This is a genomic window from Flavobacterium calami (assembly GCF_038290035.1).
Lineage (GTDB): Bacteria > Bacteroidota > Bacteroidia > Flavobacteriales > Flavobacteriaceae > Flavobacterium > Flavobacterium calami.
Genome location: NZ_JBBYHS010000008.1, coordinates 47358 through 62434, shown reverse-complemented (window position 1 = coordinate 62434; position 15077 = coordinate 47358). Strand labels below are relative to the sequence as shown.

Annotated in this window: 13 protein-coding genes; 3 read left to right on the top strand and 10 right to left on the bottom strand. The window is 32.9% G+C overall.

Annotated elements, in window-relative coordinates; translation table 11 throughout:
- The first annotated feature begins 82 nt into the window (after nt 1-82).
- Nucleotides 83-1393: a phenylacetate--CoA ligase family protein gene (locus tag AAEO57_RS08605; RefSeq protein WP_341691909.1), complete on the top strand. Its 1311-nt coding sequence runs from the start codon at nt 83-85 to the stop codon at nt 1391-1393.
- Nucleotides 1394-1515: 122 nt separating this feature from the next.
- On the opposite strand, the gene AAEO57_RS08600 is transcribed toward AAEO57_RS08605, so the two are convergent.
- From AAEO57_RS08600 to AAEO57_RS08570, 7 genes are all read right to left on the bottom strand, one after another.
- Nucleotides 1516-2283, bottom strand: a complete 768-nt coding sequence (locus tag AAEO57_RS08600) for a glycosyltransferase family 2 protein (protein ID WP_341691613.1) — start codon at nt 2281-2283, stop codon at nt 1516-1518.
- The gene (locus AAEO57_RS08595) at nt 2283-3635 is read right to left on the bottom strand and encodes an exopolysaccharide biosynthesis polyprenyl glycosylphosphotransferase (RefSeq protein WP_341691611.1); all 1353 of its coding nucleotides are present in this window, start codon (nt 3633-3635) and stop codon (nt 2283-2285) included. Before AAEO57_RS08595 ends, AAEO57_RS08600 begins: the two co-directional genes overlap by 1 nt.
- On the bottom strand, nt 3635-4618 hold the full coding sequence (locus AAEO57_RS08590) for a UDP-glucuronic acid decarboxylase family protein (RefSeq protein ID WP_341691609.1): 984 nt from the start codon (nt 4616-4618) through the stop codon (nt 3635-3637). Before AAEO57_RS08590 ends, AAEO57_RS08595 begins: the two co-directional genes overlap by 1 nt.
- A gap of 83 nt (nt 4619-4701) precedes the next feature.
- Entirely contained in the window at nt 4702-6378 is a 1677-nt protein-coding gene (locus tag AAEO57_RS08585; protein WP_341691607.1) for a DUF6909 family protein, read from the bottom strand.
- 131 nt (nt 6379-6509) lie between these two features.
- Nucleotides 6510-7226: a ParB N-terminal domain-containing protein gene (locus tag AAEO57_RS08580; RefSeq protein WP_341691605.1), complete on the bottom strand. Its 717-nt coding sequence runs from the start codon at nt 7224-7226 to the stop codon at nt 6510-6512.
- A gap of 14 nt (nt 7227-7240) precedes the next feature.
- A complete protein-coding gene (locus AAEO57_RS08575; RefSeq protein ID WP_341691603.1) occupies nt 7241-8725 on the bottom strand; it encodes a GH3 auxin-responsive promoter family protein in 1485 nt (494 codons plus the stop codon).
- Nucleotides 8726-8738: 13 nt separating this feature from the next.
- Nucleotides 8739-9236 carry a peptidase gene (locus AAEO57_RS08570; RefSeq protein WP_341691601.1) on the bottom strand — a complete coding sequence of 166 codons (498 nt, stop codon included), beginning with the start codon at nt 9234-9236 and terminating at the stop codon, nt 8739-8741.
- Nucleotides 9237-9446: 210 nt separating this feature from the next.
- Here AAEO57_RS08570 and AAEO57_RS08565 point away from each other — a divergent pair, with 210 nt between their 5' ends.
- Entirely contained in the window at nt 9447-9623 is a 177-nt protein-coding gene (locus tag AAEO57_RS08565; protein WP_163409457.1) for a Sec-independent protein translocase subunit TatA/TatB, read from the top strand.
- A gap of 232 nt (nt 9624-9855) precedes the next feature.
- Nucleotides 9856-11253 carry a glycosyl hydrolase family 8 gene (locus tag AAEO57_RS08560; protein ID WP_341691599.1) on the top strand — a complete coding sequence of 466 codons (1398 nt, stop codon included), beginning with the start codon at nt 9856-9858 and terminating at the stop codon, nt 11251-11253.
- Nucleotides 11254-11316: 63 nt separating this feature from the next.
- Here AAEO57_RS08560 and AAEO57_RS08555 read toward each other — a convergent pair whose 3' ends face one another.
- The 3 genes from AAEO57_RS08555 to AAEO57_RS08545 form a co-directional block, all read right to left on the bottom strand.
- Entirely contained in the window at nt 11317-11964 is a 648-nt protein-coding gene (locus AAEO57_RS08555) for a hypothetical protein (protein ID WP_341691597.1), read from the bottom strand.
- A 127-nt stretch (nt 11965-12091) separates the two neighbouring features.
- Complete coding sequence (locus tag AAEO57_RS08550; RefSeq protein WP_341691595.1) at nt 12092-12721, bottom strand: hypothetical protein; 630 nt, start codon at nt 12719-12721, stop codon at nt 12092-12094.
- A gap of 130 nt (nt 12722-12851) precedes the next feature.
- Nucleotides 12852-14975: a Tex family protein gene (locus AAEO57_RS08545; protein WP_341691593.1), complete on the bottom strand. Its 2124-nt coding sequence runs from the start codon at nt 14973-14975 to the stop codon at nt 12852-12854.
- Nucleotides 14976-15077 lie beyond the last annotated feature (102 nt).

Genomic DNA, 15077 nt, shown 5'->3' with positions numbered 1-15077 from the left:
AATAATTAAATCTTTAAAAAGTTGTTGGTTCTGCCCAGTTACTAATTCCTAAATATTATTTTTGACTAAAATTACGATGAAAATGATTCGCCTTTTTGATATTTCACTTCAATTAAATGGTTTTCCGATAAAGAAAGCCAAAACCGAATTGGATAAAATTATTAATGTTCCGCAAGAGGATTACAGTAATTTTATAGAACAGAGAAAAAGAGAAGTTGTAAATTTTCATTTAAAAAATAATTCCTTTTATAAAAAATTAGCCAATATAGATTCTTATGAAAATTGGTGTGATTTACCTGTTTTAACTAAACAGGATTTACAAAAACCTTTAATTCAAAGATTATCAAATGGATTTAACTTAAAAAATGTTTTTATAAATAAAACGTCAGGTTCCAGCGGAAATCCGATGGTTTTTGCAAAAGATAAGTTTTCTCATGCCTTAACATGGGCCGATTATAAACGTCTTTTTTCATGGTACGGAATAGATTTCAATCATTCGCTTCAGGCACGTTTTTATGGAATGCCTTTGACATTTTTAGCAAATAAGAAACTACGACTCAAAGATTTTTTAAGTCACAGATATCGTTTCAATATCTTTGATTTGTCTGATAAAGGATTAAAAAAAATTACATTACATTTCAAAAAAAAGAAATTTAACTATATAAATGGTTACACCAGCAATATTGTTTTGCTTGCCAAATATTTACAAAAAAACAACATCGTCTTAGCTGATATTTGCCCTTCGTTAAAAGTTTGTGTAGTAACATCTGAAATGTTATTTGAGGAAGATAAAATGTTACTTCAAAAACAGCTTGGTATTCCTATTGTAAACGAATATGGATCTTCAGAAATAGGAATTATTGCTTTCGAAAATCCTGATGGAGAATGGTTGGTTAATTCTGAAACGCTTTTTGTTGAAATCGTAGATCAAAATAACCAGCCGGTACCTCATGGCAAAGAAGGTCGAATTCTTATCACTAGTTTAGACAATAAAGCACACCCATTTATTAGATATGAAGTCGGAGATTATGGAATTTTGGACGAAAAAAGTACGCCGAAAAAACCTATCTTAAAAAAATTAATTGGAAGGACAAATGATGTCGCGATTTTACCAAGCGGTAAAAAATCTCCCGGAATGACTTTTTATTCTATTACAAAAAAACTATTTGGAGATGAAGGAAATGTCAAAGAATTTATCATCAAACAAACTAAGTCTGACACTTTTGAAATTGAATATACAAGTGAAACCGAGCTTACTAATTCTGAAATAAATAATATAGAAAAAGAGTTTTCTAACCATTTGGAGCCGAATCTAAAATACATTTTTGTTCGAAAAGAAAATCTGGAACGAACAAATAGCGGAAAACTAAAACAGTTTAAATCTTATTTGTAAAAGAGAAATGATTTTGTATCCAGCTGAAATACAGTACATATTTCCTGTTCAAAATAAATTAGAGAAAATGATGCGGAAAAAAGTATAAAAATTGTTAAGTCACAAATGTAATCTCCAAAAAACTAAATCTTCTTTATATATCGTCTTTTTACAATCAACTGCGTATACAAAAACCGAATCATCAGCAAAACAGAAAACACAAAATTGTATCCGTGGAATTGCCTGTAAACATCAAAATTGTGTCTGATCAATTTGAATTTAGAAGAAGAAACCGAATCTTTTCTTATTCTGTAAAAAGCCAAAGATTCCGGAACCGGTTTTGCTGTTTTAATTTGTTTTAAAATCGTAAGCCAAATTCTCCAGTCTTGCCTTTTTTGTGAAGTTTCCAGAATAATTTTGCCAAAATAATCTGCATCGTAAATGGCTGTCAAATTGCCAACATAGTTGCAGAAAAACAACTGTTTGTAAGTTAATGGATTTGGTGATTCAACTGTTCTGTTTAAATAATTTCCTTCTTCATCAATAGAATCATAAAAACTAAATGTAAAATGCAGGTTATTTGCTTTTAAAAAATGAATTTGCTTTTCTAATTTCTCAGGAAACCATAAATCATCGGCATCTAAGTAGGCAATATATTTTCCAGCGGCGTTTTTTAAAGCGGCGTTTCGGGCAAAACCGTTTCCCCTATTTTCCGGTAATTTAAAGAGTTTTATACGACTGTCTTTTTGAGCAAATTCTTCAATTATGGAAATAGTTTGATCAGTTGATGCATCATCTGCCAAAATCATTTCCCAGTTTTGATAACTTTGATTTAGTACAGATTGCAGCGTTTCCCGAATGTATTTTTCGGCATTAAATGTAGGTGTTATGATAGAAACTAACTCACTCATCAATATGCTTTTTCATCACCTGTGATAATATTGTAAATTGTAATTGCAATAATTTTTAGGTCTAATAAAATAGACCAGTTTTCAATATAAAAAATATCATATTTTACCCGGTTTATAATGTCATAATCCGTTTCAATTTCTCCGCGGAAACCTTTTACTTGTGCCAACCCTGTAATACCCGGTTTTATAAAATGGCGTACCATAAATTTGTCTACTTTTAGTATATATTCCTGATTATAGCTTACGATGTGCGGTCTTGGTCCCACAACCGACATGTCTCCAATCAAAACATTATAAAACTGAGGTAATTCATCGATACTGGTTTTTCTTATAATTTTTCCAATTTTAGTAACCCTTGGGTCGTTTTTAGAAACCTGATTTGAATAATCATCTTTACTCATTTCCATTGATCGAAACTTATAACAATAAAATTCTTTATTATTAAGTCCATTGCGCTTTTGCTTTAGTAAAATTGGTCCTTTTGACTCTAATTTTATTAAAATCCCTAAAATTGGAAGAACCCAGGAAAGAACTCCTGCGATGATGATTATTGAAAAAACAACATCAAAAGTTCGTTTCATTATTTTGTACAAATGTTCATCCAATCGAATGCTTCTAAGGGCAATTACAGGAATATAGTCATAATATTCTAAGATGAAATTTCTGAAAAATATCTGGTTGCCTTCCGGAATAAATTTCAATGTTTTCAGATTGCTATCGGCAAAATCAATAATTTCGTTCATTTGATCCTGTGACAAACCTATAATCGAACAATATATTTCGTCCATGTTTCTATTCAGGACAAATTCTAACATTTTTTCAATATGTTCTGCTTTTACTTCTTCAAATTCAAAAACATGACTCAATTCATATCCATAATCCGGATTCTCAGTAAAGAAATGTCTTAAAGGAGAAATACTTTCTTTATTGCCCAGCAGCACTACTCTTCTGTGATTTCCGCCAAAGACAACCCTATACGTCTGCAGAAAATAGTAGATAGAAAACTTAATGAATAGTATGAGAACAAATATGAACCATATATAAAACAACAGGATCCTGAAACTGGTATGATTGGCATAAAAAAATGCCAGAGCAAAAACTACAAAACCAAATAAACAAGCTTGTTTTAAAGCACAATTTAAAATGGTTATAACTTTTGTATAGCGGTACACTTCATAAAAACCTAAATCAGAAGCAATTCCGATCCAGCCTACATTCAGTACCACTAAAAATAAAATGTTATCTACAGGAAAATGCGCTATATAAACTGCAAAAAAATTGATAATAAGCAAATCAATCAAATAGGAGAACGGACGAATATAGCTTGAATATTTTCCTGTTTTGGTGCGCATTATTTTATATAATTTGAAAAATCCTTATGCTCTTCTTTTGACAGTTCTTCTTTTGATAGTGATTTAAAATAATCATAAGTAATTTTCATTCCTTCAGCGCGATTCACTTTAGCTTCCCATCCCAGTAATTCTTTTGCTTTTGTAGTATCCGGCTGGCGCTGCAAAGGATCGTTTATTGGTAATGGGTGATACACTACTTTTTGACTGGTTCCGGTAAGTTTTATAATTTCTTCTGCAAAATCTTTGATTGTGATTTCGTCCGGATTTCCAATATTTACAGGATATACATAATCTGAGTGCAATAACCTGAAGATACCCTCTACCTGATCGTCTACATAACAAAACGAACGGGTCTGCATTCCGTCTCCAAAAATTGTCAAATCCTCCCCGCGAAGTGCCTGTCCAATAAATGCCGGAATTACACGCCCGTCATTAAGACGCATTCTTGGACCGTAAGTATTAAAAATACGAACTATTCTGGTTTCAACACCATGAAAAGTATGGTAGGCCATTGTTATGGATTCCTGAAAACGTTTGGCTTCATCATAAACTCCACGTGGGCCAATGGTATTTACATTTCCGTAATATTCTTCTGTTTGTGGATGAACTAAAGGATCTCCATATACTTCAGAAGTTGAAGCAATTAAAATTCTTGCTTTTTTTACCCTGGCCAGACCTAATAAATTGTGTGTTCCCAATGAACCAACTTTTAAAGTCTGAATCGGAATTTTTAAATAATCTATCGGACTTGCCGGTGAAGCAAAATGCAATATATAGTCTAATTCGCCCGGGATATGAACAAATTTGGTAATGTCATGATGGTAAAACTCAAAGTGCTCTAATTTGAACAAATGTTCAATGTTTTTAAGATCGCCCGTAATCAGATTATCCATTCCAATAACATAATAGCCTTCTTTGATAAACCGATCGCACAAATGTGATCCTAAAAATCCTGCAGCACCTGTAATAAGTATTCTTTTCATGTTAATTTTTTTCTGGTAGCAAATTTAATTTTTTCAGTTAATTAAAAAATTAACATTTGTCATTTTTTAGTTTTTGACTAAATTTAATTGTTTAAAATTTGTTCCAGAATCTTAATTGTAATTAAATAAGTTGGCTTTACCCCTGTAGTTCCCAAACCGCCTGATGCCAATGTGCTCCCTGTTTCTAAAGGATTATCTGATGCATAATATGCATATCGAACCTTGATATCCTGCGGAACACTTTTTCTGATTTTTGAAGCAGATTGTATGGCTTTTTGGTAATAAGAACCTTCCATTTCAAGGCCAATTACACCCCAGGTCGATTCATGAAAGAATTTTAACAACTCCCTGTTTTGTAATGAGGTTCCCAAAACGGTAACCATTGCACCTTCGTAAACGGCGATATCATTCCCTTCAAACATAGCACCTGTTAATTCATTTTCGAAGAAATAATTATCGGCTGTCCCTTCGTTAATATGTGCAGACGGAATCATAATGTCTCCTTTTCCTCCTTCAAGAATTCCGGCTTTACCCATTATTGAAACTGATTTTACATTTAGTAAAGTTTCTTTTTTATAAGGTTTCAAAAGTTCATCGATTGTTTCATAAGCCTGCTCGCCAAAAGCATAATCCATTACAATTATAACTGGTTTTTCTTCACCAACATTTGCATGCGTAAATGCTGTTTTTGACCAGTCAATTTTAGCCGTATCAAAAATCTGAACATCGATATTGGTTCCGGATGTATCCGGTAATGAAATCATTCCGTTTTTCAGAGCTAATTCTTCTACTAAACTTCTGGTTTCCTTGGCAGCAGATTTACTCAATTCTTCATAAATAAAGAAATCTGACTTGTCTTTAAATTTTGTTTTTAGCAAAGGCGTTGCAAAAATAGAATTCATAACGCTGTGCATGTTTGCACTGATTACATGAATGGGTCTTTTTAAAAGATTATTCGCTTTTAAAACTTCCTTGATATTGGTTGCCCAGATTTCACCGTGAATATGATGTCCTAAACGTTCTCTTAAAACAGGACTAAAAGTTATAGTTCTTTTATTGTTGTCAATCACTTCTTCAATAGCCAGTTTTCCGAGCCAGTAAATAACATGCAGAAAACGATCCGGAGCATTTTCAGATCCGAAAGCATCATAAATATCTAAAACTTCTTCGAATGTTCTGGCTAAAATATTGGCTACGTGAGAGATTGCTTTTTCTTTTTCAATCTGAGAAAGTTTTTTAGTCTGCGTTACAGCTTGTTCCAATTTTAGCCAGTCACGTGATACTTCTCCACCATCATCCAACAAAACCCTGTTTTTGATTTTATGAGATTCGATGAAAATAAATGTCAAATGGGTCAGAATATCGTAAATGTCTGAACGGCCACGAGTGATCTCCACATTCATTTGTTCCTCGTCGATTCTGTAGCAGTTTCTTCTTCTTTTTGGAGGAACAATTGGCTGAAAATGTGATTTAGAATAGCCTTCGTCTGAAGTTAAATTTATAAAACGGCATTGCTCAATTCCGATTGGAAGACGTTCAATAACGTACAAAAGCCCGTTTAATTCGACTTTTTCTTCAGCAATATTTCCGTAGATTTCAGGACGTAATGCCAATAATGATTCGCGCAAGCCATCGCCAGAAACACCCATTGGTTTATAAAAACCACGGTTGAATAAATGGCGCATCGTAATGTACATTCTTTCTATCGCCGCAGATGATTCCTGCGCTCTTGATCTTGATATATGTTTGGTTTCTTTCATGTTTTTTTATTTTAAAATCTTATGAAAAAGAGAGGATTTGGGTCGTTTCAAATAAACGAAAGTAGGAATTATATATGTCGTTTATGTAAATAGCAAATTTAGATATTATTAAATCCTCCGAATCTCGTAAATCACTTGTTGTTTTTTATTATATGATCGTATTCAAAATCCTTCAATATAGGTTTAATATATTTTAAAATTTCTTCTGTGTTATCTTCTTCATTTTCAGCATTTCTAATCCATACAGCAGGAATATTTATTCCTAATTTCAAATAAGCACTTAATTTATGATGACCATCTAAAATATAACTTGAACTGTAATAACCGGTATTTATATTATATGATTCAAAAACTATTATTTTAGGTCTAATTCCCTTTTCTATTAAATCAATATAATATTCTATTCTTTCTAAATTTAAATCTTTTTTAAGAATTGTAAAAAAGTAATCTTCATTTTCAAATGGAAATGGATAAAACCCATTACTAAACTTTTCAATTTCTGGAACTGATTCAGAATATATCACTTGATTTTCATGATGAAACGAACATTTTTTCAGATTTAATTCATTGAAAAAAATTTCATACTTTCCATTAGAAAATAAATCTAAAAAAGAAGTAATTGATTCTAAAATCTGATCTTCATTTCCATTTATTAAAACACTATCTAATTTATTTGTTAGTTTGTACCGGTCTTCACTTGCAAAATTTGAAATTGCATAATATTCTCCCACACTCCCTCTGCAATCAGGCCAGTTAACAACTAATGCTTGCTTAACTATTAAACAACTTAAAAAGCTATCTGACAATATTCTAATTATATTTTGTCCTCTGCTAACTTCTACTATCATTAAAAATCTAATTTTTACCTCAAATTATCCGCAATTTTCCTATCATTGGATAATCTCGGAATTTTATTCTGTCCACCTAATTTTCCCTGTGATTTCATGTATTCCTGAAATCCGTTTTTTGAAACTTTGGTAATGACTACTTTCTGCAAAACATTTCCTGTGATTAAATCATCGTAATAAATGTTTTGTTTTCGCATTGAATCATCAATTGCTTCGGCGAAAGCCTGCATGTTTTCCGGCTCTTTTTCAAATTCAATCAGCCATTCGTGATATGGTAATCCGCTGGATGGCGTAATTTGTGGAGCAACGGTAAATTCGTTTATTACGATATTAGTTTCGGCAGTTGCTTCTTTCATAGCGTTTTCAACTTCATTAGCAATAACGTGTTCACCAAAAGCAGAAATATAATGTTTAATGCGCCCTGAAACTATTACACGATATGGTGCCAGAGAAGTAAACTGAACAGTATCTCCAATGTTATATCCCCAAAGCCCCGCATTTGTAGAAACAATCAAAGCATAATTTATGCCCAGTTCTACTTCGCCAATTGTATATCTTTTTGGATTTTTGGTAAAGAATTCATCTGCTTTTATAAACTCGTAGAAAATACCTGAGTTCAGCAAAAGAAGCATTCCTTTTTGTTTTTGTGAATCCTGATAAGCAAAAAATCCTTCAGAAGCCGGAAACAACTCGATACTGTCTACTTTCTTACCAATAATCTGTTCAAATTTAGCGCGGTAAGGCTCGTAATTTACTCCACCGTAAATAAACAGACTGAAGTTTTTGAATATCTCGCTGATCTTTTTTCCATTGCTTTTTTCCTGTAATTTTTCAAAATACATCTGAACCCAGGATGGTATCCCTGAAATTACCGACATATCTTCTTTAATCGTTTCATCAACAATAGCATTAACTTTGGTTTCCCAGTCTTCGATACAATTCGTTTCCCAGGACGGCATTCTGTTCTTCTGCAAATATTTCGGAACAAAATGCGCGACAATTCCGGAAAGCCTTCCAAATTTGATTCCGTATTTTTCAGTCAGAATAGGGCTTCCCTGCAAAAAGATCATTTTTCCATCCACAAAATCTGCTTTCCCTGTTTCGTTTATATAATGAAGGATTGCATTACGTGCCGCTTCGACATGAAATGGCATCGATTCTTTGGTTAGCGGAATATATTTTGCACCCGAAGTAGTTCCGGAAGTTTTGGCAAAATAAATAGGTTTTCCTTTCCAGAGAATATTTTCTTCACCAACCTTAACTTTATCAATATATGTTTTTAAATCCTCGTAATCGCGAATCGGAACATTTTTCTGAAAATCTTCAAATGTTTTTATGCTATCAAACTGATGGTCTCTTCCGAATTCGGTTTCTTTGGCATTTTTTATCAGACTTTTAAAAACCTCAAATTGGGTTTCAACAGGCTTGTTTGCCCATCGAATTGTTTGATTGTATATTTTTCGTGCAAATATTTTTGCTGCTAATGATTTAATAGACATTCTTTTAAATATATTATTTTTTGCCGTTTTTGTTTTTATTCTGAGTCTTTTCGTTTTCAATTGCTTTTACCTCATCCCTTAATTTCAGTTCTTCTTCGGAGGCTTTCATATTAACTTCAGAAGCAGGCTCATCTGTTTCTGCCAAGATGGAGTCTTTGTTGAATTTTGCATATTCCAGTTCGCCTTTTAAAACCTTTTGTACACCCTGAATGTAAGCTTCATTTTTCTTTAAGGCCGTTTCAAGCGAATCTGATTTTATTGCCAGTTCGGTTGCATTTCGTTTCAATTCTGAAGATGAATATCCTGGAATAAATTCGCGAAGCGGTGTAAAAGCAATGATATAAGTTGTTACAGAAATTAAAAAAATACCGCCGAGAGTTAATACAACAAAAACATTCATTAAGGTAAGTCTGAATGAAAAAATCTCTTCAAAAGTATCTTCATTCAAAATAACCAGACGGTTTTTGATGAACAGTTTTTTTCTTAAATTTCTTTTCTTTTTCTTGACCATTCTGCTTCTTTATTACGAGCAAATATAGTAATTAATCGTCTTGTGAAAATGCAGGAAAAATAAGCCAATACACTTATTTATTGATTTTATAAAATATTTAACGCTGTCAAAAACAAATATTTTAAGTCAAAATCTCTTGTTGTTTGTATATTCTGTATACCTTTGCGGTAAATTTTAAAATCAATTTGCTTAGGCATTAAATATAAAACCATGGGAAGATTAGGTCTTACAGAAATCCTTGTAATAGTAGGTATTGTGATTTTACTTTTTGGAGGTAAAAAAATTCCAGAATTAATGAAAGGTTTAGGAAGCGGAATTAAGGAATTTAAAAATGCTGCCAAGGACGACCAGCCTGCTGCTAAAAAAGAAGAGGAAGAAGCAAAATAAAAATAAGCTTTTCAAAATTTATAATCCCGGATTACAATATTGTAGTCCGGGTTTTTTTTACCTTATTTAGTATACATAAATGATTTCTAAAAATGCCTTAAATAATCATTGAGTTATCCTTCATTAATTCATAACAGATTCTGGCATAACTAAAAATGAAATCGGAATTTCAGTTGTGTTTTTTTATTTATATAAAAAATCTTACTTTTATCGTCCCTAAATTTATATAAATATGAAAAACCTATTTCTATTGGTGAGTATTTTTCTATGTATCGAAAATTATTCACAAACAAAACCCTTCCCTGCCAATATTGTTTTTAATAATGGCTTAATGGCAACCTCAAAAAACAGTCAGGATGCTAAAACTAATTATGATACCTGGAAAGCAAATTTTGTCGAAGAATGTTCTAATGGCAGATACAGAGTAAAATTCAATTCCTGGCAAACAGTTTCTGAAGGTATTGCTTACGGAATGCTTTTAAGCGTTTATTCAGCTGACAAAACACTTTTTGACGGATTCTGGCTGTATTATAAAGATAATGTTAACAGTAATGGCGTTATGAACTGGAAAATTAACGGCTGTAACGTAGTCGATGGTCAAAACGGTGCTACCGATGCCGAGCTTGACGCTGCATTTGCTTTAATTGTTGCCGATTATCAATGGGGTAGCACCGGAACAATTAATTATAAAAATGATGCTAAAACTTTAATCACTACCATCAAAACCCATGAAATAGAAGCCAATACTTTTGTACTAAAACCGGGAGATGCTTTTGGAGGAAGCTCAATTACCAATCCTTCCTATTTTTCTCCTGCTTATTACAGAGCTTTTGGTGCTTTTACAAATGATACCGCTTTTTGGAATGCTGTTGCTTCCAAAGCTTATACGATAATCAATAATAATTTAACTCTAAATAACGCAGTTGGCGGATTAGTTTCTGACTGGTGTGATGGTTCTGGAAATTATTCACCAGAAGCGCAACCAAGAGGATATGTAAATGCCGGTAAAACCTATAACTATGACGCATGCAGAACGCCTTGGAGAATTGCTGTTGATTATTTATGGTATGGAACTCCGGAAGCAAAAACGTATTCCAAAAAATCTTCAGATTTTGTTAGAGTAACTCTTGGTGGAACGACAAATATCAAAGATGGTTACAATCAAAATGGAACACTAATTGGACAATACCACAACGCTCCTTTTGTGGGTGCTTTTGCCTGCGCAGCAATGGCTGGAGAAAATCAGAATCACTTAGATGCTTCTTATAACGATTTAAAAAGCATCAACGAACCTGACAATTACTTTAATCACACACTAAAAACATTATATTCATTTTTATTAACAGGGAATTTTTATTTGCCTCCAAGTGCTACTTTATCAAATGATCAGTTTGATATCGAAGAATCTACAGTATCACTTTACCCAAATCCGAGTGCAGATAAATTTACTGTTCTGGCTCCTGAAAATTCATTAATTACAGTTTTCTCTCCGCAAGGAAATCTTATTTCAGAGCAAAAAGCATCTGCTGAAAATACCGAAATTAATCTGGCTAATCAATCCTCTGGTTTGTATCTGATAAAAATTTCAAACGGCACTAAAACTGTCACCAAAAAAGTGATTCTAAAATAACCCTTAAACTAAAACTCCCAAACTACAAGTTGTAATTTGGGAGTTTTTGTATTGTAGATATTCTTACTTGCACTTGTTTCTTTCAAAAATACCAATCAGCTGTTCTAATGCTGTTTTAGTTTTAAAATCTTCTTTCTCAATAGCCGTAATCAATTTCGGACATCCTGCAAAAGCTTCTTTCGACATTTTTTTGATATTGGAACCTGTCTGCGTATGTACAGCTATACCTGCGCTGGATTTTAAAAAACCAAAATACAATTCATCTCCTTTTTTCTTTCCAAAATAATACGTCGTATCGCCAAATTGCCCTGAAGTTTTACCTTTTGAAGGATTGTATTGCATCGTTCCTGCAAAATCTACACAACCTACTTTTATGTCTCTGTCATAAATAATATAAAACCATTTTTTCTCTTTTGATTTAGAAAATTTTCCGGTAAAAGCATTTGCAGATGTTAAATACAGTCTTTCGGCTAAAAACTCATTTTTGTCATCATCTGTGAATTCTATTTTTTTGATTTCGGCACTTGCAATTTTTTCTTTTTTGGCTTTTTCATCTGTTTTGAAAACTACTTTAGAGTCACCACTTTCTACCAATTCTGCTAAACCTGCTTTTTTGGTTCCATCTTCCATATACAAAATGGCCTTAATAAATTTAGCATGACCAATAGTCGAAAATAAAACTGCAATCGCAATTAAAATAATTTTTTTCATGATTTGGGGATTTAATGATTCCTTACAAATGTATAGTTTTGGTAAGATATATTTTTGAAAAAATAAACAGAAACTCCCAAACCACTATTCCGTGATTTTGGAGTTTAAAATTTATATCAAAATATTTTTATTTACAATTTTGAAACTTATCAAAAATTTCAATTATTTGGTTTAATGCATTATCTGTGGTAAATGTTTCTTTTTCAATTGCTTCACTAATCTTTGGACAATCTCTAAATACTTCTTTACTCATTTTTTTTATTCTTGCATCTGTTCCTTGTGATTTCACAACATTTCCCATAGAATTATAACCAAATACTAAATGATCATTTCCTTTCTTCTCAAAGAAATAAGATGAATTGGCGGATCTAAAATTATTAGTTTTACTACTTCCCTTGTCATATCTTTTACCAATTTTGAACTCCTTATCATAAATAATATTAAACCAATATTTGTTTTTAGATTTAGAAAACTTTCCGGAAAAAACATTTAAACCAGTCAGATACAAATATTCCATTGTAATTATTTGACCTGATTCATATGTATAAACGATTTTACTGATTTCAGTACTGGAAATTTTTTCAGTTTTTGCGTTTTCCTCTGTTTTAAAATAAACTTTAGATTCGGTATCTTCAACTAGTTTTGCTAAACCAGTTTTTGGACTTCCATCTGCTAAATATAAAATAGCTTTATAGTATTTTGCATGTCCACTGACTGAAAATAGAACAGTAATTGCAATTAAAATTATTTTTTTCATGGATTGGGGTTTAATGATTTCTTACAAATATATAGTATTGGGAGAATTATTTAAAAGAAAACTCCCAAGCTACAACTGTAATTTGAGAGTTTTTTTATCTAATATTCCAGTTTTTGGAATTTGGGATTTTCTACAATATCATCGTTAACTGAATTCTCTTTCTGTCTTCATCAACCTCAGTAACCTTCACATCAACATGCTGATGCAATTTTACCACTTCATTTACATCGCTCACAAAACCGGCTTTTAGCTGTGAAATATGAACCAGTCCGCTTTCCTTGATTCCGATGTCAACAAAACAGCCAAAGTTGGTAATGTTATTCACAATTCCCGGTAAAATCATTCCGGTTTTCAAATCTTTGATCGATTTTACATTGGCATCAAACTCAAAAACCTTTGCAGACTTTCTTGGGTCCAATCCGGGCTTTTCAAGCTCTTTTATGATATCTTTCAGCGTCAATAAACCAATTTCAGGTGTTACGTACTTTTCGGGCTTAATAAGGGCTGTTTTCTCTTTATTCGCAATTAAATCATTCAAAGAAATATTCAAATCTTTCGCCATCTTCTCCACAACCGGATAAGCCTCCGGATGTACCGCCGAATTGTCCAGCGGATTTTTAGCATTTGTAATTCTGATAAACGCCGCACCCTGCTGATAGGCTTTATCACCCAATCGAGGTACTTTTTTTAGCTGTTTTCTGTCTTCAAAAGGTCCGTTTTCAGAACGGTATTGTACAATGTTTTCAGCCAGCTTCTCTCCTATTCCACTCACATAACTTAGTAAATGTTTACTCGCTGTGTTGATATTAATCCCAACCGAGTTCACGCAGCGAATTACGGTATTATCCAGTTCCTCTTTTAGTTTAGTCTGGTCAACATCATGCTGGTACTGCCCTACTCCAATCGCTTTTGGGTCGATTTTCACCAATTCGGCCAGTGGATCTGAAAGTCGTCTTCCGATAGAAACCGAACCACGAACGGTTACATCATAATTAGGAAATTCTTCTCTCGCAATTTTAGAAGCCGAATATACCGAAGCTCCAGCTTCTGAAACTATAAAAACCTGTATCGGTTTATCAAATGCAATTTTTTTGATGAAAAATTCGGTTTCTCTTGAAGCAGTTCCGTTTCCTATCGAAATAGCATCAATCTGATATGCATTGACCATCGAACGGATTTTCTTGATCGCCATTGTTTCCTCATTTTGAGGCGCATGGGGATAAATGGTTTCGTTGTATAATAAATCGCCTTTTTCGTCGAGACAGACAACTTTACAACCGCTTCTGAATCCCGGATCAATCGCTAAGATTCTTTTTTCTCCCAACGGCGGTGCCAATAAAAGCTGTCCTAAATTGTTGGCAAAAACCTGAATTGAGTTAGCATCAGCTTTTGCTTTGGCTTCCTGCAACGTTTCATTTCCAATTGCCGGATTCAGTAAGCGTTTGTAACTGTCTTCAATCGCTAATTGCAAATGAGCTGTGGTATTATTTTGTTTTTTAATAATGATTTCGTCAATAATATCGTAAGCTTCATCTATATCAACATCAATTTTCATTTTGATAAAACCTTCATTTTCTGCACGCAGCATCGCCAGTAAACGGTGCGCCGGCGCTTTTGTCAATGGTTCTTCCCAATCAAAATACTGACTGAATTTTTGTGCGCCTTCTTCTTCGGCTTTCTTTTTTACCACTTTTGTAGCAATGGTCGCTTTTCGCTGAAATAATCTACGAAGCTGTTTACGAACATAAATATTCTCGTTAATCCATTCGGCTACAATATCTCTTGCACCCTGAATAGCAGCTTCTTCGTTAATCACATTTTCATTGATGTATTGTGTCGAAATAAAATCGATATCAGCATCACTTTCAGATATAATCAGTTTAGCTAAAGGCTCTAAACCAAATTCTCTGGCTACATCAGCCTTTGTTTTTTTCTTCTTTTTGTATGGAAGGTAAAAATCCTCGATTTCTTGTAAATCAAAGCTTTCTTCAATTTTTTTCTTCAATTCTGGTGTAAGCGCTTTTTGTTCTTCAATAGATTTTAAAACAGCTTCTTTACGTTTTATAAGTGTATCATAATCTTTTTGAAGTTTGGCAATCTGCTCAATAACCGTTTCATCAAGGTTTCCTGTTGCGTCTTTTCGGTAACGCGAAATAAACGGAATTGTACAATCTTCTGCTAATAATTTTACTGTGTTTTGAATACTGACTGCGGGCGCCTGAACAGACTTGGCAATGAATTGAATGTTTGTCATTGTATGAATGAGATAATGTGTCAATTAGAAAATCTGATAATTATTTCCATTTTTAACTCTATTTCAAATGGTCTTATAATATGGCTAAAATAATATCTTTGT